The 20,629-nt window shown below is 73.3% G+C and carries 20 protein-coding genes and 1 pseudogene; 12 read left to right on the plus strand and 9 right to left on the minus strand.

The annotated features are described in order from the left end of the window. The first annotated feature begins 107 nt into the window (after positions 1-107). The 4 genes from ACN27D_RS09120 to ACN27D_RS09135 all read left to right on the plus strand — a co-directional run bounded on the left by ACN27D_RS09120 (position 108) and on the right by ACN27D_RS09135 (position 2,906). A complete protein-coding gene (locus tag ACN27D_RS09120) occupies positions 108-467 on the plus strand; it encodes a GntR family transcriptional regulator (RefSeq protein WP_120573209.1) in 360 nt (119 codons plus the stop codon). Beyond that, positions 464-1,342, plus strand: coding sequence for an ATP-binding cassette domain-containing protein (locus ACN27D_RS09125; RefSeq protein WP_121685308.1), 879 nt, complete (start codon positions 464-466; stop codon positions 1,340-1,342). The genes ACN27D_RS09120 and ACN27D_RS09125 overlap by 4 nt, the downstream gene beginning before the upstream one ends. Continuing rightward, positions 1,339-2,034 (plus strand): ABC transporter permease, encoded by a 696-nt coding sequence (locus tag ACN27D_RS09130; protein WP_121685307.1) that lies wholly within the window; start codon positions 1,339-1,341, stop codon positions 2,032-2,034. The genes ACN27D_RS09125 and ACN27D_RS09130 overlap by 4 nt, the downstream gene beginning before the upstream one ends. 152 nt (positions 2,035-2,186) lie before the next feature. After that, complete coding sequence (locus ACN27D_RS09135; protein WP_421498912.1) at positions 2,187-2,906, plus strand: DinB family protein; 720 nt, start codon at positions 2,187-2,189, stop codon at positions 2,904-2,906. 27 nt (positions 2,907-2,933) lie between these two features. Here the strand turns inward: ACN27D_RS09135 and ACN27D_RS09140 are convergent, their stop codons facing one another. After that, the gene (locus ACN27D_RS09140) at positions 2,934-3,497 is read right to left on the minus strand and encodes a dihydrofolate reductase family protein (RefSeq protein WP_421498913.1); all 564 of its coding nucleotides are present in this window, start codon (positions 3,495-3,497) and stop codon (positions 2,934-2,936) included. A gap of 200 nt (positions 3,498-3,697) precedes the next feature. Here ACN27D_RS09140 and ACN27D_RS09145 point away from each other — a divergent pair, with 200 nt between their 5' ends. Then, a complete protein-coding gene (locus tag ACN27D_RS09145) occupies positions 3,698-3,832 on the plus strand; it encodes a hypothetical protein (protein ID WP_255498997.1) in 135 nt (44 codons plus the stop codon). Positions 3,833-3,853: 21 nt separating this feature from the next. Here the strand turns inward: ACN27D_RS09145 and ychF are convergent, their stop codons facing one another. Genes ychF through ACN27D_RS09160 form a run of 3 tightly spaced genes read right to left on the minus strand, consistent with a single transcriptional unit; the run spans position 3,854 to position 6,287 of the window. Then, positions 3,854-4,939: a redox-regulated ATPase YchF gene (ychF, locus tag ACN27D_RS09150; RefSeq protein WP_252453072.1), complete on the minus strand. Its 1,086-nt coding sequence runs from the start codon at positions 4,937-4,939 to the stop codon at positions 3,854-3,856. A 58-nt stretch (positions 4,940-4,997) separates the two neighbouring features. After that, complete coding sequence (locus ACN27D_RS09155; RefSeq protein WP_358175555.1) at positions 4,998-5,744, minus strand: peptidase E; 747 nt, start codon at positions 5,742-5,744, stop codon at positions 4,998-5,000. Positions 5,745-5,774: 30 nt separating this feature from the next. Next, positions 5,775-6,287, minus strand: a complete 513-nt coding sequence (locus tag ACN27D_RS09160) for a MarR family winged helix-turn-helix transcriptional regulator (protein ID WP_421498914.1) — start codon at positions 6,285-6,287, stop codon at positions 5,775-5,777. 92 nt (positions 6,288-6,379) lie between these two features. Between ACN27D_RS09160 and ACN27D_RS09165 the strand changes: the two are divergent. Then, a pseudogene (locus ACN27D_RS09165) lies at positions 6,380-7,153 on the plus strand (EamA family transporter); the annotation flags it as partial. A gap of 245 nt (positions 7,154-7,398) precedes the next feature. On the opposite strand, the gene ACN27D_RS09170 reads toward ACN27D_RS09165, so the two are convergent. Then, positions 7,399-7,863 (minus strand): hypothetical protein, encoded by a 465-nt coding sequence (locus ACN27D_RS09170; protein ID WP_233586042.1) that lies wholly within the window; start codon positions 7,861-7,863, stop codon positions 7,399-7,401. 242 nt (positions 7,864-8,105) lie between these two features. Here ACN27D_RS09170 and ACN27D_RS09175 point away from each other — a divergent pair, with 242 nt between their 5' ends. The 5 genes from ACN27D_RS09175 (at position 8,106) to valS (ending at position 16,637) form a co-directional block, all read left to right on the plus strand. Further along, positions 8,106-9,557 carry an AlkA N-terminal domain-containing protein gene (locus tag ACN27D_RS09175; protein ID WP_358175551.1) on the plus strand — a complete coding sequence of 484 codons (1,452 nt, stop codon included), beginning with the start codon at positions 8,106-8,108 and terminating at the stop codon, positions 9,555-9,557. Next, positions 9,554-10,066, plus strand: a complete 513-nt coding sequence (locus ACN27D_RS09180; RefSeq protein ID WP_358175548.1) for a methylated-DNA--[protein]-cysteine S-methyltransferase — start codon at positions 9,554-9,556, stop codon at positions 10,064-10,066. The genes ACN27D_RS09175 and ACN27D_RS09180 overlap by 4 nt, the downstream gene beginning before the upstream one ends. Before the next feature lie 37 nt (positions 10,067-10,103). Beyond that, entirely contained in the window at positions 10,104-11,924 is a 1,821-nt protein-coding gene (locus tag ACN27D_RS09185) for an ABC transporter ATP-binding protein (RefSeq protein WP_358175545.1), read from the plus strand. A 17-nt stretch (positions 11,925-11,941) separates the two neighbouring features. Beyond that, positions 11,942-13,921 (plus strand): ABC transporter ATP-binding protein, encoded by a 1,980-nt coding sequence (locus ACN27D_RS09190; protein WP_421501125.1) that lies wholly within the window; start codon positions 11,942-11,944, stop codon positions 13,919-13,921. Positions 13,922-14,072: 151 nt separating this feature from the next. After that, complete coding sequence (gene valS, locus ACN27D_RS09195; protein WP_421498915.1) at positions 14,073-16,637, plus strand: valine--tRNA ligase; 2,565 nt, start codon at positions 14,073-14,075, stop codon at positions 16,635-16,637. Positions 16,638-16,707: 70 nt separating this feature from the next. Here the strand turns inward: valS and ACN27D_RS09200 are convergent, their stop codons facing one another. The 4 genes from ACN27D_RS09200 to ACN27D_RS09215 are packed head-to-tail and all read right to left on the minus strand — an operon-like array spanning position 16,708 to position 20,159. Next, positions 16,708-17,418: an ABC transporter permease subunit gene (locus ACN27D_RS09200; protein ID WP_013288490.1), complete on the minus strand. Its 711-nt coding sequence runs from the start codon at positions 17,416-17,418 to the stop codon at positions 16,708-16,710. After that, positions 17,418-18,377, minus strand: coding sequence for an ABC transporter ATP-binding protein (locus tag ACN27D_RS09205; protein WP_121686230.1), 960 nt, complete (start codon positions 18,375-18,377; stop codon positions 17,418-17,420). Before ACN27D_RS09205 ends, ACN27D_RS09200 begins: the two co-directional genes overlap by 1 nt. Continuing rightward, positions 18,374-19,252 carry an ABC transporter permease gene (locus ACN27D_RS09210; RefSeq protein ID WP_121686229.1) on the minus strand — a complete coding sequence of 293 codons (879 nt, stop codon included), beginning with the start codon at positions 19,250-19,252 and terminating at the stop codon, positions 18,374-18,376. Before ACN27D_RS09210 ends, ACN27D_RS09205 begins: the two co-directional genes overlap by 4 nt. Then, positions 19,245-20,159 carry an ABC transporter ATP-binding protein gene (locus tag ACN27D_RS09215; RefSeq protein ID WP_091426126.1) on the minus strand — a complete coding sequence of 305 codons (915 nt, stop codon included), beginning with the start codon at positions 20,157-20,159 and terminating at the stop codon, positions 19,245-19,247. Before ACN27D_RS09215 ends, ACN27D_RS09210 begins: the two co-directional genes overlap by 8 nt. A 161-nt stretch (positions 20,160-20,320) precedes the next feature. Between ACN27D_RS09215 and ACN27D_RS09220 the strand changes: the two genes are divergently transcribed. Next, positions 20,321-20,584, plus strand: coding sequence for a hypothetical protein (locus ACN27D_RS09220; protein WP_421498916.1), 264 nt, complete (start codon positions 20,321-20,323; stop codon positions 20,582-20,584). The last annotated feature ends 45 nt before the right edge of the window (positions 20,585-20,629 follow it).

Genomic DNA, 20,629 nt, shown 5'->3' on the forward strand with positions numbered 1-20,629 from the left:
GATCACCGGCTTCGGCTGGTGGGCTAGGCGCGTACCCGAAGGCACTTGACGGTTCTGGCGCCGAGGTGCCATGGTTAGTTACATGAGTAATGAACCGAAGAACCGGGATGGATGACGGGCGGCCGATCTTCGTCCAGATCGCGGAGCTGATCGAAAACTCGATCATCGACGGGACGCTCGCGGAGGAGACCCAGGTGCCGTCGACGAACGAGCTGGCGGCGTTCCACCGGATCAACCCGGCGACCGCCGCCAAGGGGATCAACCGCCTGGTCGATGACGGGATTCTCTACAAACGCAGGGGGATCGGAATGTTCGTGGCAACGGGGGCCGTCGAAACACTCCGGGAACGCCGCCGGCGCGAGTTCTCCGACCAGTACGTGCGACCCCTCATCGAGGAGGCACGCAAGTTGGGCATCGGCACCGAGGAGCTGAAGAAGCTCATCGAGACAGGGGAGGAAGAGCGATGAGCGTCGTGGCGGCAGCCGGCCTCACGAAACGGTTCGGTGAGGTGACCGCTCTCGACGACGTCACCTTCACGTTGACAGGTGACAAGATCTACGGCCTGCTCGGGCGCAACGGCGCCGGCAAGACGACGCTGATGCAGCTGATCACCGGCCAGAACAGCGGCACCAGCGGCGACCTCACGCTCTTCGGCGAGCGCCCGTACGAGAACGAGCGGGCACTGTCGCGGGTGGTCTTCATCAAGGAGAGCCAGACCTACCCGACGGCCTACCAGGTCCGGCACGTCCTGAGCCTGGCGAAGCGGCTGTTCCCGAACTGGGACGAGGACTTCGCCCAGTCCCTGGTGGACGACTTCGACCTGCCGCGGAAGCGCAACGTGCGCAAGCTGTCCCGCGGCATGCTGTCCGCGCTGGGCGTGACGATCGGCCTGGCCGCACGGGCACCGCTGACCTTCTTCGACGAGCCGTACCTCGGTCTCGACGCGGTCGCCCGGCAGCTCTTCTACGACCGGCTGCTCGCCGACTACGCCGAGAACCCGCGCACCGTCGTGCTCTCCACACACCTCATCGACGAGGTGGCCGACCTGATCGAGCACGTACTCCTGCTCGACCGCGGAAAGCTGCTGCTCGACGCGCCCAGCGACGAGCTGCGCGGCGAGGTGATGGAGGCGTCCGGCCCGGCCGCCGCGGTGGACGAGTTCGGTGCCGGGTACCGGGTGCTGCATCGCGAGCAGCTCGGCGGCGCGGCCCGCGCGACGCTGCGCGGGTCGTTCGACGACGCCGAACGGACGCGCGCCAAGAAGCTCGGCATCGACCTGGCGCCGGTGTCGCTCCAGCAGGCCGTGGTGCGCCTGACGACGGAAAGGACGAACGCGCGATGACTCGTATCCTCGACGTCGCCCGGATGCACACCATCGCCTGGATCGGCCAGCTGGCCTGGCCGTGGGGCATCATGGCCATCTCGCTCGGCGTCAACCTGCTGATCTTCGCCTCGATCGACGAGGCCGCGCCGGGCAAGAACACCACGGGCGGTCTGGCCAGCCTCTACATCGTCTGCTCGATCGTCGCCGCCGCCTCGATCAGCCAGGTGTTCCCGTTCGCGCTCGGCATGGGCGTCACCCGGCGCACCTTCTACCTCGCCACGGTGCTGGTCAACGTGGTGCAGGCGGTCGTCTACGGCATCCTGCTCTACCTGCTCAACCTGATCGAGGGCGCCACCGGCGGCTTCGGGATCCAGCTACGGTTCTTCCGGATCCCGTACATCGACGTCGACAACGGGCTGCTGCAGATCGCCGTCTACGCGGTGCCGTTCCTGTTCCTGAACTTCCTCGCCGTCTTCGCCGCCGTCTGGTACGTCCGGTTCGGCATGAACGGCCTGCTCGGGGCCGGCGCGGCCCTGATCCTGGTGACCGGCCTGCTCGTCGCGTTGATCACCTGGCAGGGATGGTTCGGCGACATCTGGCAGTGGTTGAGCAGCCAGCACCAGGTCAGCCTGCTGGTGGGGTGGCCCGCCCTGATCGCCGCGGTGGCCGCGCTCGGGGGAATGGCGGCCATCCGCCGGGCCAACGCCTGACGCAGCCACGGGTGGCGGCCGACGACCCGCGCGGTGCGGGTCGTCGGCCGCCACAGGCGCGTCCCAGCGGCCGACGACTTCGTCCGGTCGCGTCGGCGGTCGTTGTCGGACCCGCTCGCTAGCATTGCCGTCGCCGACGGGAGGGGTGCGCCGTGGACCAGAGCGACCTCACGACGTTCGTGGACAAGAACCTGCAAGGCGCGCGCTTCACCAGGTCGACGCTGGCCGGCGCGGTGATGCGCGGCGTCGACGTGCGCGGGCTCGACATCGATGCGCCGTGGCTCACCGACGGCGCGCTGCTGGTCAACGGTGTCGACGTCGTGCCGCTCGTCGAGGCCGAACTCAACCGGCGGTTCCCCGGGCGCGAGCTGAGGCATGCCGAGGATCCCGATGGCCTGCGCGCGGCGTGGGCGGCGCTCGAACGGGCCTGGACGGCCGCGGTCGACCGGGTCCGATCCATGCCCGACGGAGCCGCCGACGTCTCGGTCGACGGCGAGTGGTCGTTCGCGCAGACCCTGCGCCATCTCGCGTTCGCCACCGACGCGTGGCTCGGCAAGGCGATCCTGCGCCTGCCGCAGCCCTTCCATCCACTGGGGCAGCCACACGCCGAGTACGAGACGGACGGACTCGACATGTCGATCTTCCCCGCGGCGCGACCGACTCTCGCCCAGGTGCTCGACCTGCGGGCCGAGCGGCAGGCCATGGTGCGGGACTTCCTCACGGGTGTCACTCCAGAGCTGCTCGCCGAGCCTCGGCCGTCAGCGTGGTCACCCGAACACGAGGCGCCGGTCCTGCACTGCCTCCACGTCATCTTCGACGAGGAGTGGGAGCACCTCCGCTTCGCAGTGCGCGACCTCGACGCGCAGGAGTGACGCCGCGTCTCCGTGTGGAGGGGGCACTCAGCGCCTGGTCTCGTACCTGCTGAGGAGCACGCCACCCCGGAACGTCCGGGTCTCCCGCAGGGCCAGGTTCACCCAGTTGTCCAGGGCCGTGAAGAAGGGCATACCGCGACCGACCAGGACCGGATGGGTGACGAGCACGTACTCGTCGATCAACCCGGCCCGCATGGCCGCCGCGGCGAGGGTGGCGCCGCTGATGTCCATCGGGCCGCCGTCCTCGGCCTTGAGCCTGGCGATCTCGGTGACCGCGTCGCCGGTGACCAGTCGGGTGTTCCAGTCGACCGGCCTGGTCGTCGAGGAGAACACCACCTTCGGCATGTCCCGCCAGCGGCGGGCGAACTCGGCGTGCGCCGGTGTGACGCCCGGCTGCTGATCGGCGGTCGGCCAGTGCGAGCTCATCGCCTCCCACAGTCGCCGCCCGTAGAGCGCCGTGCCTGTCGTCCCCACCCGGTCGGACCACCACTGGAACCACTCGTCGCTCGGCGTGCTCCAGCCGAGGTCGTCACCGGGCGCGGCGACGTAGCCGTCCAGGCTCAGGTTCATCGCGAAGGTCAGTTTGCTCATGCGTCAGCCTCCCGTGCGTCGGTACCCGACGTAAAGACCAACACGGCAGCGGGAAACCATCGGTCAGGCCACACCGAGGGCCGCTCACTGTCTCGGGCTCGCTTCGCGGTAGCGCCGGTCCACCGACTCGGGGATGATCACCCGGCACCATCACCCTCGATCCCGGTCCCGGATGGGTGGTCTACGGCCACCACAACGACGTGCTGACCTACGTGGGGCCCGACGAGATCTCCGACAGCAGCGACCTGGCCATTGGTCTGTACGGACGCCGCAAGCGAGACCAGGACGGCCATGAGCTCGACGTCGTACACGTCGAGGACAAGCGGCCCCGGTGAGTCAGGGCCGCGCTTCCGCCGTCAGACGTTGAAGCGGAACTCCACCACGTCGCCGTCCTGCATGACGTACTCCTTGCCCTCGATCCGGACCTTGCCGGCGGCCTTGGCCGCCGCCATCGATCCGGCCTCGACCAGGTCGGCGTAGGAGACCACCTCGGCCTTGATGAAGCCGCGCTGGAAGTCGCTGTGGATCACCCCGGCGGCCTCCGGCGCGGTCGCGCCGACCGGGATGGTCCAGGCCCGCGCCTCCTTGGGGCCGGCCGTCAGGTACGTCTGGAGCCCGAGCGTCCGGAAGCCCACCCGGACGAGCTGGTTCAGGCCGGGCTCGGACTGCCCGATCGACTCCAGCAGCTCGCGGGCCTCGTCCTCGGGCAGGTCCACCAACTCGGACTCGATCTTGGCGTCCATGAAGATCGCCTCGGCGGGCGCGACCAGGCCGCGCAGCTCGTCGAGGAACTCCTCGTTGCCCAGCTCGGCCTCGTCGACGTTGAAGACGTAGAGGAACGGCTTGGTGGTGAGCAGGTGCAGCTCACGCAGGTGTTCCAGCTCGACCTTCGCGGCGGCCGCGCCCGCGTACAGGGTCACGCCGTTGTCGAGGACCTCGACCGCCTTCTTGGCTGCCTCGACGGCGGCGGCCCGGTCCTTGCGGAGCTTGGCCTCCTTCTCCAGCCGGGGCAGCGCCTTCTCCAGCGTCTGGATGTCGGCCAGGATCAGCTCGGTGTTGATCGTCTCGATGTCGTCGGCCGGGGAGACCTTGCCGTCGACGTGCACCACGTTCGGGTCGGAGAACGCGCGCACCACCTGGCAGATCGCCGAGGCGTCGCGGATGTTGGCGAGGAACGCGTTGCCTCGGCCCTGCCCCTTGGAGGCGCCCCGGACCAGGCCGGCGATGTCGACGAACGAGACGGGCGCCGGCAGCACCTTCTGCGAGGAGAAGATCTCGGCCAGCTTGGCCAGCCGCTCGTCGGGCAGCCCGACCACGCCGACGTTCGGCTCGATGGTGGCGAACGGGTAGTTCGCGGCGAGCACGTCGTTCTTGGTCAGCGCGTTGAACAGGGTGCTCTTGCCCACGTTGGGCAGGCCGACGATGCCGATGGTGAGACTCACGACGAACCAGCTTACGCGCCTCGCCGCCACCGCCGGGCAGGCAGGTGCGCGAAGCCGGTCACTCCGACGCGGCGGACAGCAGGCGCGGCTCGATCCGGGTCTCCCGGGCGGTGCCGTCCTCGGCGCGGACCAGCTCGTACGCGGCCACGCCGGGCCGGTCCGCCACCGCCTCGGCCAGCCGGGTGCCCCGGTAGATCAGCCCCACGCCGTCGTCGGTGCAGTGGCTCGCCGGCAGCGTGCCGTCGGCGACCAGCCGGTGCATCAGCGGGCGGCGCTGCTCCTCGCTGTCGTAGTGCACGCCGTTGCCGTAGGGGAGCCAGCCCAGCCCTTCGGTGAAGGGTCGCAGCGTCGGGCCGTAGCTGTCGGTGGCGCCGCCGGTGTGCCAGCAGATCGAGCCGGCGGAGACCCCGCCGAGCACCACGCCGGCCTGCCAGCACTCGTGCAGGATCTCCGGCAGGCCGTGCACCCGCCAGACCGCGCAGAGGTTCGCCACGCTGCCGCCGCCCACCCAGATGATGTCCTGCGCGAGCAGGTGGGCGCGGATGTCCTCGACGTTCGGCATCGGGTAGAGCGCCAGGTGGGAGGCGCGGAACCGGGTGCCGGCGAAGGCGCCGTAGAAGACGGTGAACCCGGTCGGCTGGTCGCCGGTGGCCTGGCCGAGGTAGCAGACGCGGGGCGCGTCACCGGCCCCGGCCAGCTCGGCCATCAGGTCGAACAGGGCGCTGGGCCGCGCGTCCCAGGGGCCACGGCGACGGCTGGCGAAACCCATGCTGGTGGCGACGATCGTCGGTTCGGTGGCGGGCACGGTTGTCCTTCCGGGCGATGGCGGTGCCGATCATTGTGCCGGATCCGCGGGCCCGGCCTCGGCCGCCACGAGCAACGCGCGCAGCAGATCGGCCAGCCGGTCCTGGTCGGCGGGCGGCAGCGCGTCGAGGATCCGCCGCTGCACCGCGAGCCCGGCCTCGGCCGACTCCTCGACCACCCGCCGGCCGGTGTCGGTGAGGGTGACGCGCAGCGCCCGCCGGTCGGCCGGGTCCGGCGAGCGCCGCACCAGGCCCGCCCGTTCCAGGCGGTCGAGCCGCCCGGTCATGCCGCCGGAGGTGAGCATCAGCGAGGCGGCGAGCGCCTTCGGCGCCAGCGTGTACGGCGGGCCGGAGCGCCGCAGCGCCGCCAGCACGTCGAACTCGCCCCGGCCGATGCCCCAGCCCGCGTACACCTTCTCCTGGCCGTCGCCGACCAGCCGGGCCAGCCGGTAGATGCGGCCGAACACGGCCATCGGCTCGGGCCGCATACCTGGCCGTTCCCGCCGCCACTGCTCGACGATCGCGTCCACCTCGTCGCCTGTCACGGCTGCCGATTGTGCCGCACGTCCCACTTCCCCTTTTCGCTCGGGACTGATTAGCTTAACGCTAAGATACTTAGGGCTGAGGAGAGGCCGTTATGAACCGCCGCTGGACCGACGTCGCACTCACCGCCGCCGCACCCATCACCTGGGGCACCACCTACCTGGTCACCGCCGAACTCCTTCCCCCGGACCGGCCGCTCTGGGCCGGGGCGATCCGCGCTCTCCCGGCCGGTCTGCTGCTGCTCGCGCTGACCCGCCGACGACCACACGGACTCTGGTGGGGGCGGGCCGCAGTGCTCGGCGCGCTGAACATCGGGGTGTTCTTCCCGCTGCTGTTCCTCGCCGCGTACCGGCTGCCCGGCGGCACCGCCGCCGTCCTCGGCGCCGCGCAGCCGCTGCTGGTGGCGGTGCTGACAGTCGCGCTGCTCCGCGACCGCCCCACCCGGCCGGCGCTGGTCGCCGCCGCGGCCGCCCCGCTCGGCGTCTCGCTCGTGGTGCTGCGCCCGGGCGCCGGCCTCGACCCGCTCGGCGTCGCCGCCGGACTGGCCGGCGCCGTGGCGATGGCCGCCGGGCTGGTGCTCACCCGCCGCTGGGGCCGGCCGCCCGGAGTGGGCGTCCTCGCGGCCACGAGCTGGCAGCTCGTCGCCGGCGGCCTGATGATCGTGCCGGTAGCCGCCGCCGTCGAGGGCGCGCCGCCCGTGCCCGACGGGCCGGCCCTTCTCGGGTACGCGTGGCTCGGGCTGGCCGGCACCGCGCTGGCGTACGCGCTGTGGTTCCGGGGCGCGGCGCGGCTGCCGGTGTCCCGCGTGTCGGTGCTCGGCGCGTTGAGCCCGCTCACCGCGGCGGCGCTCGGCTGGATGGTGCTCGGCGAGGCGCTGGACCCGGTCCAGCTCACCGGTTTCGCGGTGGCCGTGGCGGCGATGGTGCTGGCCCAGTTGCCCGACCGACCGTCGCGCCCGCACCCGGGCGGCGACGCGGACAGCCCGGCGGCACCGGCCGGCCTTCGCGCAAGTGACCGGGCGGCGGCGTCGGCCGGCCCGCGGGCAGGCGGCAGGGCGGCGGCGTCGGCCGGCCTTCGGGCAGGCGGTCCGACGGCGGCCTGGTGGCGGCGCGGTCAGCCGGCCCGTAGCCGACGCCAGTCGTCCGGCCACGCCTCGGCGGCGACGCCCTCGGGCAGCACACCGGCCGGTAGCTGCGCCGCGGCCGCGAGCGGCAGAGTGAACCGGTGCGCGGCGGCGGGCCCGGCCGCGTACGACCGGTCGAGCAGCCACCGCACCTCGTCGGCGGTCCAGCCCAGGCCGGAACGGGCGGCGATCTCGCGGACCAGCCGCAGGCCGACCCGGGTGTCGTCGTCGTAGAAGCGCATGCACCAGTGATGCGCCCACATGCCGAGCGCGCGCAGCCCGTCCGGGTCGAGGGAGCCGGCCAGCCGCCCGCAGGCGGTGTCCGCGAAGGGGCGACCGGGGTCACCGGCCCGGTCGCGCTCGATGGCGCCGTACGCGGCCGACGCCACCACCCGCATCCGCTCGTAGAAGCCCTCCACCACCGCGGCGTCCAACGGTGCTCGCCCCGATCGCATCAGCGGACACCCCGCCCGGCCACGCTCGCCATGCCCCGCACCTCTTCTTGAGTTGGTGGCGGGACGCTACCGACCACTTACGACACTTTCTCGGGTCCGTCGGCCATGATCCACGCCATCTCGGCGGAGTGGCGGTGTCCCGGGGCGCGGGACACCGCCACTTCCCCGGGCTGGCGCGACTGCCGCACGTCATGTCCGAATCCCGCCAGCCGGGCCCGGGAGCTGCGAGGCAGGATCGTGGCATGGAGCTGGACTTCGAGCGCTGCTACCGAGCCGTCGACAGCCGCGACCCGCGGTTCGACGGCTGGTTCTACACCGGTGTGACGTCGACCGGGATCTACTGCCGGCCGTCCTGTCCGGCGATGACGCCGAAGCGGCAGAACGTCCGGTTCTTCCCGTCCGCCGCCGCCGCCCAGGGAGCCGGGCTGCGGGCGTGCCGCCGGTGCCGGCCGGACGCGGCGCCCGGCTCGCCCCAGTGGGACGTCCGGGCCGACCTGGTCGGCCGCGCCATGCGGCTGATCGCCGACGGCGTGGTGGACCGGGACGGGGTGCCCGGCCTGGCCACCCGGCTGGGCTACACCGAGCGGCACCTGCACCGGATGCTCCGGGCCGAGCTGGGCGCCGGCCCGCTGGCGCTGGCCCGCGCCCAGCGCGCGCAGACCGCCCGGATCCTGATCGAGACCACCGGCCTCGGCCTGGCCGAGGTGGCCTTCGCCGCCGGGTTCGGCAGCGTCCGGCAGTTCAACGACACGGTCCGCGAGGTCTACGGCGGCACCCCGTCCGAGCTGCGGGCCGGCCGGCGTGGCCCGGCGGCGACCACCGGGGCGGGCACGCTCTCGCTGCGGCTGGCACACCGGCCGCCGCTGCACGCGGGCGCGCTGCTGGACTTCCTCGCGCTGCGCGCGCTGCCCGGCGTCGAGGTGGTCCGCGACGGCACCTACCACCGGGGGCTGCGTCTGCCGCACGGTCCCGCCACTGTCGCGCTGACCCCCGCCGACGGCCACATCGACGCCACGCTGCGGCTGGCCGACATGCGTGACCTGGCTCCCGCGGTGGCCCGCTGCCGCCGCCTGCTCGACCTGGACGCCGACCCGGTCGCTGTGGACGCCACACTGGCCGCCGACCCGGCGCTGGCCCCAGCCGTCGCGGCCGAGCCCGGCGTCCGGCTGCCGCACGCGGTCGACGGTTTCGAGCTGGCCGTCCGCGCCGTCACCACCCAGCAGGTCTCGCTGGCCTCGGCGCGGACCACGCTCACCCGCCTGCTCTCCGCCACCCGGACTGCGAGCGGGGCGGGCGCCGACGACCCGGCGGACGGCCTGGTGGCGTTCCCCGGTCCGGCCGAGGTGCTCGCGGCGCCGGACACGGCGTTCCGGATGCCGGCGGCCCGCCGGGAGACGCTCCGCGCGCTGGCCCGCGCGGTCGCCGACGGCGAGCTGGACCTGGAACCCGGAGGCGACCGGGAGGAGACGGTCCGGCTCCTGGCCGCGGTGCCCGGCATCGGCCCGTGGACCACCGGCTACCTGGCCATGCGCGCACTCGGCGACCCCGATGTCGCGCTCACCACCGACCTGGGCGTACGCCGCGGCGCAGCAGCGCTCGGCCTGTCCGACGACCCGAAGACCCTGTCCGCGTACGCCGACCGCTGGCGCCCCTGGCGGTCGTACGCGACCATCCGACTCTGGAGAGCAGCATGAGCACTGTGGACAGCACCGTCATCGACACCCCCGCCGGCCTGCTGAGCGTGCTCGCCGGCCCGACCGGGGCGGTACGCGCGGCGGGGTTCACCGCCGACCCGGCCGTCCTGATGCCGTTGATCCACCCGAGCCTGCGCGGCGAACTGCGCGAACGGGCCGACCTCGGTCCGGTGACCGCCGCCGTCCGGGCCTACCTGGACGGTGACCTCACCGCGATCGACGCGGTCGCGGTGGAGCAGCACACCGGCGGCGCATTCCTGACGCACGCCTGGCAGGTGCTGCGCGACGTGAAGCCCGGCGACCCGGTCACCTACACCGGCTTCGCCGCGCTGGCCGGGCGACCGGCCGCGATCCGGGCCGCCGCGGCGGCCTGCGCGCGCAACGCCGCCGCGCTGTTCGTGCCCTGCCACCGGGTGCTGCGCACCGACGGTTCGCTCGGCGGCTACCGCTGGGGGCTGGACGTGAAGAAGTGGCTTCTCGGGCATGAGGGACGGGTGACGGCTAGCTGACAGCCGGACTGTCACCCCCGGCCGCTACCGTCGGGTAGTGCCCGCGTCCAGCGACGGCAACCCCGCGGCGCATACCGGCGCCCGGTCCCAGCCGCTGCGCAACCTCTGGCGGCTGCGGCCCTACCTGCGCCCGTACGCGATGGAGTTCGCCTGGCTGCTGGTCGCGGCGCTGGCCGCCACCGCTGCGAGCCTGGCCGTTCCGCTCGTGGTGCAGCGGGTCGTCGACGGGCCGGTGGCCCGGCACGACGAGGCCGGGCTGCTGCGGCTCGGCGTCCTGGCGCTGCTGCTCGGCGTGGCCGAGGCGGTCCTCATCTTCATCCGCCGCTGGACGCAGTCGTCGTCCTCGGTAGGCATGGAGGCCGCCATCCGCGCCGACATCTACGCCCACCTGCAACGGCTTCCGGCGGGCTTCCACGACCGCTGGCAGTCCGGCCAGTTGCTGTCCCGGATCACCAGCGACCTCTCGGTGATCCGGCGGTTCCTCTCCTTCGGGCTGCTGTTCCTGGTGCTCAACCTGGTCACCTACGCGGCGGTGGTGGCGCTGCTGATCCGGCTGCACCTGTGGCTGGGGCTGCTGGTCGCGGCGAGCGCCGTACCGCTGTTCCTGATCAGCCGCCGCTTCGCGCGCCACTACCACGCGGCGTCGCGCCGGATGCAGGACCAGCAGGGCGATGTCGCCACGCTGGTCGAGGAGACGGCGCTGGGGTTGCGCACCATGCGGGCCTACGGGCGCGGGCCGGAACTGGCGGCCCGGTTCGCCGTCGGCGCACGCCGGCTGCACGACACCGGAATCGGCAAGGCCCGGCTGCTGGCCCGCACCTCCGCGATGTTCGACCTGGTGCCCAACCTGACGCTCGGCGCGGTCCTGGTGGCCGGCGCGGCAGCGGTCGCCGAGGGCGCGCTGTCCATCGGTGAGCTGGTCGCGTTCGTCAGTCTCCAGCTCATGCTGATCTGGCCGGTGCAGTCGCTGGGCTGGATCATCGCCAACGGCCAGGAGGCCGCGACCGCCGCCGACCGGATCCAGGAGGTCCTGGACACGCCGCCGACCATCGTGGACGCACCGCACGCCCGGCCGCTCGACCGGGGCGAGGTACGCGGCCGGCTCCGCTTCGAGGGGGTCGGCTTCCGCTACCCCGGCACCTCCGCACCGGTGCTGCGCGACCTGGACCTGACCGTCGAGCCGGGCGAGACGATGGCGCTGGTCGGCGCCACCGGCTGCGGCAAGAGCACGCTGCTGTCCCTCGTCCCCCGGCTGCACGAGGTCACGCGCGGCCGGATCACGATCGACGGGCACGACGTGCGTGACCTGCGGCTGGAGTCGTTGCGCCGGATGGTCGCCGTGGCGTTCGAGGAGCCGACGCTGTTCTCCATGTCGGTCTGGGAGAACCTCACCCTGGGCCGTCCGGACGCGAGCGAAGACGAGGTCCGGGCCGCGCTGACGCTGGCCCAGGCGGAGTTCGCGTACGAGCTGCCGTGGGGGCTCGCCACCCGGGTCGGCGAGCAGGGGCTGTCGCTGTCCGGCGGGCAGCGGCAGCGCCTCGCGCTGGCACGTGCGGTGCTCGGCCGGCCCGCGGTGCTGGTGCTCGACGACCCGCTCTCCGCGCTGGACGTGCACACCGAGGCACTCGTCGAGGCGGCCCTGCGCCGGGTGCTGCGGGACACCGCCACCACCACCCTGCTGGTGGCGCACCGCCCCTCGACAGTGGCACTGGCGGACCGGGTGGCGTTGCTCGACGACGGCCGGATCGTCGCCGTCGGCACCCACTCGGAGCTGCTGGCCCGCGTACCTGCTTACCGGGCGGTGCTGTCCGCCGAGCCGGAGCGACGGAGCGACGGCGTCGGCCTGGTGCGCTCGTGACCGGCCGCGCGCCGCGGGTGCCCCGGCCCCGCGACGCGCCGAACGGCAACGGAACGACCGGCGCGCGCAACCGCGGCGACCCGGGCGCACCGGCCGGCCGCTCGACGACCGATCCGGACGGTCACGCGACGACCGGGCCGGGCGGCACCGCTCCGGACGCGGACCTGTCGCGCTGGCGGGGGCGGGCCACCGACCCGGACGCCGACCGCAGCCGCGCCGAGGACTCGTCCCCGGCGGCGGTGACCCGGCTGCGTGCGCGCAGCCGGGTCCTGCTGCGGCGGCTGCTGCGCCCGCACCGGCGTGCGCTCGGGCTGGCGGTGGCGTTGCTGCTGGCCCAGAACGCCGCCGCGATGTCCGGGCCGTACCTGGTCATGCTCGGCATCGACCGGGGCATCGGGCCGCTGCGGGCCGGTGATCCCGGCCCGCTGATCGCTGTCGCCGCCGCGTTCGTGGTCGCGACCGCCGTGGAGTACGCGGCCCGGCGCGCGTTCCTCACCCTCGCCGCCCGGATCGGCCAGGCCGTCCTGCTCGACCTGCGCCGCCGGGTGTACGGGCACTTCCTCCGCCTCGACGTCGGGTTCCACGAGCGCTACACGTCCGGCCGGATGGTGTCCCGGCTGACCAGTGACCTGGAGTCGATCGCCGAGCTGGTCGACGGCGGCATCGACAAGCTGGTGATGGCCGGGCTGTCGGTGCTGTCCGTGGCCGGCATCCTGCTCTGGCTGGACCTGCCACTGGCGGCGGTGACGCTGCTCGCGTTCCCGTTCCTGTTCGTGCTGTCGCGCTGGTTCGCCCGCGCGTCGGCCGGGGCGTACCGGCGCACCCGGGAGGCGGTGGCGCTGGTCATCGTGCACTTCGTCGAGTCGCTGCGCGGCATCCGGGCCGTGCAGGCGTACCGGCGGGAGGACCGCAACGACCACATCTTCGGCGCGGTGAACGACGACTACCGGCGTTCCAGCCTGCGCGCGTTCCGGCTGATCGCGATCTACTCGCCGGGCATCCGGCTGATCGGCAACCTGACCGCGGCTGTGGTGCTCGGGTACGGCGGCTGGCGGGTGCTGGGCGGCGGCGTGGAGGTGGGGGTGCTCGCCGCGTTCCTGCTCTACCTGCGCCGGTTCTTCGAGCCGATGGAGGAGCTGAGCCAGTTCTACAACTCGCTCCAGTCGGCGACCGCCGCGCTGGAGAAGCTGGCCGGGGTGCTGGACGAGCGCCCGGCGGTGGCCGAACCGGCCCGGCCGGTGCCGCTGCCCGCCGGGCCGCCGCGCGGGGCGGTCACGTTCCGCGCCGTCGACTTCGGCTACCGCCGCCAGACGCCGATCCTGTCCGGCCTGGACCTGACCGTGCCGGCCGGGCAGACCGTGGCGCTGATCGGGCCGACCGGCGCCGGGAAGTCCACTGTCGCGAAGCTGGTGGCCCGCTTCCACGACCCGGATGCGGGCGCGGTCCGGTTGGACGGGGTGGACCTGCGCGACCTGGCCGACGCCGAGCTGCGCCGGGCGGTGGTGCTGGTGACCCAGGAGACCCACCTGTTCAGCGGTTCCGTGGCGGACAACATCAGATTCGGCCGGCCGGACGCCGACGACGAGGCGGTGGTCGCGGCCGCGCGGGCGATCGGCGCGCACGACTTCATCGCCGCGTTGCCCGACGGGTACGCCACCGACGTGCACCGGCGCGGCGGCCGGCTCTCCGCCGGGCAGCGGCAGCTCGTCGCGTTCGCCCGCGCGTTCCTCGCCGACCCCCGGGTGCTGATCCTCGACGAGGCGACCTCGTCGCTGGACGTGCCGACCGAACGGCTGGTGCAGCGTGCCCTGCACAACGTGCTGCGGGACCGTACCGCGCTGGTGATCGCCCACCGGCTCTCCACGGTGGAGACCGCCGACCGGGTGCTGGTGCTCGACGACGGTCGGATCGTGGAGGACGGACCACCGGCCGAGCTGATCGCCGCCGACGGCCGCTACGCCGCCCTGCACCGCCAGTGGCGCGACTCCCTCCTCTAGCCCGTTCGACCCCCGCCGATCTTGCACTCGGTGCCCACGGGATGCCCGACAAGCGGCTTACGCCGGGGCAGCAAGTGCAAGATCGACATCGGCGGGGGGCGGGGTGGGGAAAGTCGTGGAGTGGGGCGGGCGGGCTGCCTACCATCGGCTAATGACCGACACGACGAGGAGCGCCCGCGGCGGCGTCCCCGAGCGTCCGAGCCTGGACGGCCTCGAGGAGACCTGGGCCCGCCGCTGGCAGTCCGACGGCACGTACGCGTTCGACCGCACGAAGGAGCGGTCGGACGTATACGCGATCGACACTCCCCCGCCCACCGTGTCGGGCGAGCTGCACATGGGACACGTCTTCTCGTACACGCACACCGACACGGTGGCCCGGTTCCAGCGGATGCGCGGGCGGACCGTCTTCTACCCGATGGGCTGGGACGACAACGGGCTGCCCACCGAACGCCGGGTGCAGAACGTCTACGGCGTGCGTCCCGACCCGGCGCTGCCGTACGACAGGGACTGGCGCCCGCCCGCCGCACCGGTGGACGACGCGGCCCGGAAGAACCCGACGGCGATCTCCCGGCGCAACTTCATCGAGCTGTGCGAGCTGCTCACGGTGGAGGACGAGAAGGCGTTCGAGGCGCTGTGGCGGCGGCTCGGACTGTCCGTGGACTGGTCGCTGACGTACACCACGATCGGGTCGGCGGCCCGCGCGGCCAGCCAGCGCGCATTCCTGCGCAACCTGGCCCGGGGCGAGGCGTACCAGGCCGAGGCGCCGACGCTGTGGGACGTCGGGTACGGCACCGCCGTCGCGCAGGCGGAACTGGAGGACCGGGAGCGGCCGGGCGCGTACCACCGGCTGCGGTTCACCGGCCCCGACGGCCGCGAGGTGCTGATCGACACCACCCGGCCGGAGCTGCTGCCGGCCTGCGTGGCGCTCGTCTGCCACCCGGACGACGAGCGGTACGCGGACCTGGTCGGCGCGGCTGCGCGTACCCCCGTCTTCGGGGTCGAGGTGCCGGTGCGGGCGCACCCGCTGGCGGACCCGGCCAAGGGCACGGGCATCGCGATGGTCTGCACGTTCGGTGACCTGAACGACGTGACCTGGTGGCGTGAGCTGCGGCTGGACACCCGCGTGGTGATCGGCCGGGACGGGCGCCTGCTGCCGGAGCCGCCGGCCGGCGTGCCGGCGGAGCCCTACGCGGCGCTGGCCGGGCAGACGGTCAACGGCGCCCGGCGGACGCTCGTGGAGCTGCTCGCGGACGCGGGCGACCTGGTGGGCGAGCCGCGGCCGATCACCCATCCGGTGAAGTTCTACGAGCGCGGCGACCGGCCGCTGGAGATCGTCTCGACCCGGCAGTGGTATCTGCGCAACGGCGGCCGGGACGCCGGCCTGCGCGAGGAACTGCTGGCCCGGGGCCGGGAGCTGCGCTGGGTGCCGGAGCACATGCGGCACCGGTACGAGCACTGGGTGGGCGGTCTCACCGGTGACTGGCTGGTCAGCCGGCAGCGGTTCTTCGGCGTGCCGGTGCCGGTGTGGTACCGGCTCGACGACGTTGGCGAGCCGGACTGGTCCCACCCTCTCACACCGGACGAGGCGATGCTCCCGATCGATCCGACGAGCGAGCCGCCGCCCGGGTACGAGGAGTCGCAGCGCGGCGAGCCGGGCGGTTTCACCGCCGACCCGGACGTGCTGGACACCTGGGCCACCTCGTCGCTGACCCCGCAGATCGTCGGCGGCTGGGAGACCGACCCGGACCTGTTCGCCCGGGTCTTCCCGATGGACCTGCGCCCGCAGGGGCACGACATCATCCGCACCTGGCTGTTCGCCACGGTGGCCCGGTCCCACCTGGAGCACGGCGCGCTGCCCTGGCACACGGCGGTGCTCTCCGGCTGGATCCTCGACCCGGACCGCAAGAAGATGTCGAAGTCCAAGGGCAACGTGGTCACGCCGATGGCGCTGCTGGAGCGCAACGGGTCCGACGCGGTCCGCTACTGGGCCGCCAACGGCAAGCCGGGCATGGACCTCGCCTTCGACCCGGCCCAGGTCAAGGTGGGCCGCCGGCTGGCCACCAAGCTGCTCAACGCGTCGCGGTTCGCGCTCGGGCTGGGCGCCGCCGACGCGCTGCGGGCCGCGGCGACCCAGCCACTGGACACCGCGATGCTCGCCGAACTGTCCGGCGTGGTCGCGACCGCGACCACCGCCTTCGACGGGTACGACCACACGGCCGCCCTGATGGCCACCGAGGCGTTCTTCTGGCGGTTCTGCGACGACTACATCGAGTTGGTGAAGGAGCGCGCCTACGGCACCGGGCCGGCGGCCGACTCGGCCCGGGCGGCGCTGGCGACCGCGTTGTCGGTGCAGTTGCGCCTGTTCGCGCCGGTGCTGCCGTTCGTCACCGAGGAGATCTGGTCGTGGTGGCGGTACGGGTCGGTGCACCGCGCGCCCTGGCCGACCACGTACGAGGTGGGCCGCGCGACGCAGGCGCCGGGTGACCCGGAGCTGCTGCGGCTGGCGGCGGACGCGCTGGGTCAGGTGCGCCGCGCCAAGTCGGAACGGAAGCTGTCGATGAAGGCGGACGTGCCGCTGGCCGAGGCGCTCGGACCGGCGGCGGTGCTCGACCAGCTCGGTACCGTCGCCGGCGACCTGCGCGCGGCGGGCCGGATCGCGAAGCTGGACCTGCTGCCCGACCGCACCACCGAGCTGGTCATCGCGTGCGCGTTCTGACGAGCTGATCTCGCCTCGCGCGTTCTGACCGGGCGGGCGGCCGGCGCGAAGCCGCCCGCCCGCCCGAGGGTCAGCTCGTCTCGCCGGCCACGCTGAACGAGCGCAGGCGGTCGATCGCCAGCACCGTGAACCCGACCGCGACCAGGGCGGTGAGCACCGCCGCGACCGGCACCGAGACGGTGGTGCCGAGCAGCGGCGTCGGCGCCATCCGGTCGGCCAGGGCGATCACCCACTGCTGGATCGACAGCACCCGGGTGCCGCCGACGAACCGGCCCAGCAGCCCCTCCCAGATCAGCACGTAGACCAGGCCGAGCAGCACCGGACGCCGGGTCACCAGGCTGAGCGCCAGGAACAGCGCCGAGTACGCGAGCGCGCCCGCCGCCGAGGCGGCGACGAGTGCGAGCCCGAGGCGTACCGAATCGGCGAGCACGCCCGCGACGTAGATCGGGACGCCGACGGTGACCGCTGTGACGCCGGCCGCGACCGCCAGCTTCGGCAGCACGATCTGCCAGCGCGGCAGCGGCTTGGTGAGGATGTGCACGACGGTGCCGTCGTCGATCTCCGCGCCGAGCACGCCGGTGCCCACGATCAGCGCCACGACCGGCAGCACCACGGCGAGGCCGAGGCCGACGAGCACCGGTGGCCCCCACTGGCCCGGGTCGACGCCGAGCGACCGGCAGAGCACCGCCAGGCCGATCAGGACCAGCGGCAACGGCAGCAGCATGAGGAACCGGCTCCGGCCGAACAGGCCACGCGCGGTGATCCAGGTGACTGTCGACATCATGCCTCCACCAGATACGAGAAGACGCTCTCCAGCGACTCGTCCTCCGGCAGGAGCTGCCGGACCCGGATGCCGTGCCGGAGCGCGATCCGGGGCAGTGCCCGGGTGAACGCGCCGTAGTCGCCGGCCTTGACCGTCAGGCCGGTACGGTCCAGCTCGACGCCGGAGACCGACGCCTCGGCCATCAGCGCCACCGCCAGCGCCCGGTCGTCGGTGGAGCGCACTCCGAACACGTGCGGCCGGTTGGTCATCAGGCGGCGGATGGTCCGGTAGTCACCGGAGGCGGCGAGCCGGCCCGCCACCATCACCTGGACCGTGCCGGAGACCTGCTCGACCTCCTCCAGGATGTGCGAGCTGAACAGGATGGTCCGCCCCGCGTCGCCGAGCCGGTGCAGCAGCGCCATCATGTGCAGCCGCTGGCGCGGGTCCATCCCGTTGAACGGCTCGTCGAGCAGCAGCACCTGCGGGTCGTGCACGAGCGCGGCGGCGACGCGGGTGCGCTGCCGCATGCCCTTGGAGTAGGTGCCGATCCGGCGGTTCTGCGCGTCCTCCATCTCGACCAGCTCGATCGCCCGCCGGGCGGCGGCCTCCGGGTCGGGCAGCCGGTGCAGCTTCGCGCTGGCGAGCACGAACTCGTACGCGCTGAGGAACGTGTGCACCGCCTCGCGCTCGCTGACCAGGCCGAGTCGCCGGTAGACGGCGGGGTTGCGCCAGGTCGGCTCCCCGTCCAGCGTCACGGTGCCGCGCGACGGGGACAGGAAGCCCGCCATCATGTGCAGCAGCGTGGTCTTCCCGGCGCCGTTGGGACCGAGCAGGCCGGTCACGCCGGGGCCGAGCCGCATGGTGACGTCGTTGACCGCCACCACGTTGCCGTACCAGCGGGAGACGCCCGCCAGGTCGAGCGTGCTCGTCGCGGCAGCGGGCGCGCCGGCCGTCGACTGGGTGCTGATCGCCGTCATCGGGCGGCCACCTTCCGGTATCGCAGGAGCAGCAGGCTGACGCAGGCGGCGACCAGCAGCACGGCGGCCACGGCGTAGACCGGTCCGAAGTCGCCGATCGGCATGCCGCCCCGCCCCTGGGTCAGCCGGTCGCCGAGCGCCCAGTTGCCCACGCCGCCGACGAGCGTCGGCGGGGAGGCCACGAAGGCCAGCTCGTTGATCGTCTGCGAGGGCAGGATGGACAGCACGCCGACCACCGGCGTGGTCATCAGGAAGACCGCCACGATGCCGCCGGCGGCGAACGCGCGCTTGCCGGTGAGCGAGGCGACCAGCAGGGCGATCGAGGCGAACACCACCGCCCAGAGCCCGGCGTAGAGCAGGCCGGGCAGCAGGTCGAGCAGCTCGTCCCACACCCCGCCGATACCCCGCTTCGTGGTGAACGCGGCGCCGAGGAACATCACCAGCTGCGGGCCGCCGAGCAGCAGCCACAGCGCGGTGACGAGCGCCAGCAGCTTGGACAGCGCGTAGTCGCCGCGCGGCAGCGGCCGGGAGAAGTACAGCGGCAGCACGCCGCTGCGCAGGTCGCGGGAGACCAGCTCGGGCGCGGCCACCGCGGCGAAGAAGATGACCAGCCAGCTCATCGCGTCGGCGAACTGGGCGTACGTCATCACCACCTCGCCGATCTGGCTGCGTACCGCGGTGACCCCGGCGGCCACCACGGTGACCACGGAGACGACCAGCCATGGGAAGATCTTGGCCTTGGCGCTGCGGCCGAGCCCGAAGACGGTACGCACGCCGTGCAGGTAGAGCGCGCCGAACACCTGCCGGCGGCCGAGCCGCGGGCCGGTGTAGCGCTGGTAGCCGATGTCGTGGATGACCCCGGTCGCGTCAGACATGGCTGGGCTCCCTCGCGGCGAAGAGTTCGGCCACCCGGTGCCGCCGCTGGTCCAGCCGGTGCAGCGGCAGGTCCAGCTCGGCGACCGCGCCGAGGATCTGGTCGTAGGTGGCGTCGTCGGCGAGCGGGACGAGCAGCAGCCGCCCGTCGCGGGTCACCGGCAGGTCGAGCGCGGCGAGCCGGGCGGCCAGTTCCTCGGTGCCCTCGCTCACCTCGACGGCGAGCACGTCGGTGGCGGTGGTCATGGCGGACACCCGGTCGGCGCGCAGCAGCCGGCCGCCGTCGATGGCGACGAGCGTGTCGCAGATCCGCTCCACCTCGCCGAGCAGGTGCGAGCAGACCACCACCGAGATGCCGAACTCGGTGCCGATCCGGTGGATCAGCGCGAGCATGGCGTCCCGGCCGGCCGGGTCGAGGCCGTTGGTCGGCTCGTCGAGCAGCAGCAGATCGGGATCGTGTACGAGCGCCTGGGCGAGCTTGACCCGCTGCTTCATGCCGGTGGAGTAGCCACCGACGGCCCGGTGCCGCTCCTCGTGCAGACCGACGTGGCGCAGCGCCTCGGAGGCCCGTTCCCGGGCGACGGTGCGCGGCAGCCCGCTGATCCGGCCCAGGTGGGTGACCAGCTCGGCGGCGGACAGGTCGGGCGGGAGGGCGTCGTGCTCGGGCATGTAGCCGACCCGGGCGCGGACCGCTGCCGGGTCGGTGGTGGGGTCGAGGCCGAGCACCTGTACCCGGCCGCTGGTCGGCGGGAGCAGACCCAGCAGGATCTTGATCAGAGTGGACTTGCCGGCGCCGTTCGCGCCCACCAGCCCGATGATCCCCGGCTCGACCGACACGGTGAGGTCGGCCAACGCGGTGACCCGGCCTCCGTACGTCTTGGTCAGCGACTCGGTCGCGAGCAGTGTCACGCCGTTCAGCGTAGAACTCCGGCGCTGGCCCGGAGCCCTTCCCGACCCCTGCGATCCCCTGATCCTCGGCCGCCGCAGCCCCTAGGTGGCGGGAACGGGGTGGCGGGGTGGCGACCGCTCCGGGATGCTGCCACGGTGTGCGGCCGACTCGGCGGGGCGACATGAACGACGGTGCGGACCGGCTGGTGAGCCGGGGCACCTGGGAGGTCCGGGCCCGGGTGATCCAGGCCGGGTGGGCGCTGGACGCCCGCCTGCCGCTCGTGGTGCGCTGCGCGGCCGACGGCGGCGTGCCCCGGGTGGAGGACTCGCGCCGGCTGCGGTCCCGTCTCCGCCGCGCGGTCCGTCGGATACGGGACCGCGCGCTCGGCCGGTCGGCGCGCGCCGGCAGCCGTTCGCAGGATCGACCGGCCGCCGCCCGCCGGTAAGGATTCGGTGACCCCGGTTCGTCCTCGGCGCGGTCGCCGGACACG

Origin of the sequence: Micromonospora sp. WMMD1274 (genome assembly GCF_049179035.1) — a bacterium.
In the GTDB taxonomy this organism is placed as follows: Bacteria; Actinomycetota; Actinomycetes; order Mycobacteriales; family Micromonosporaceae; genus Micromonospora; species Micromonospora tulbaghiae.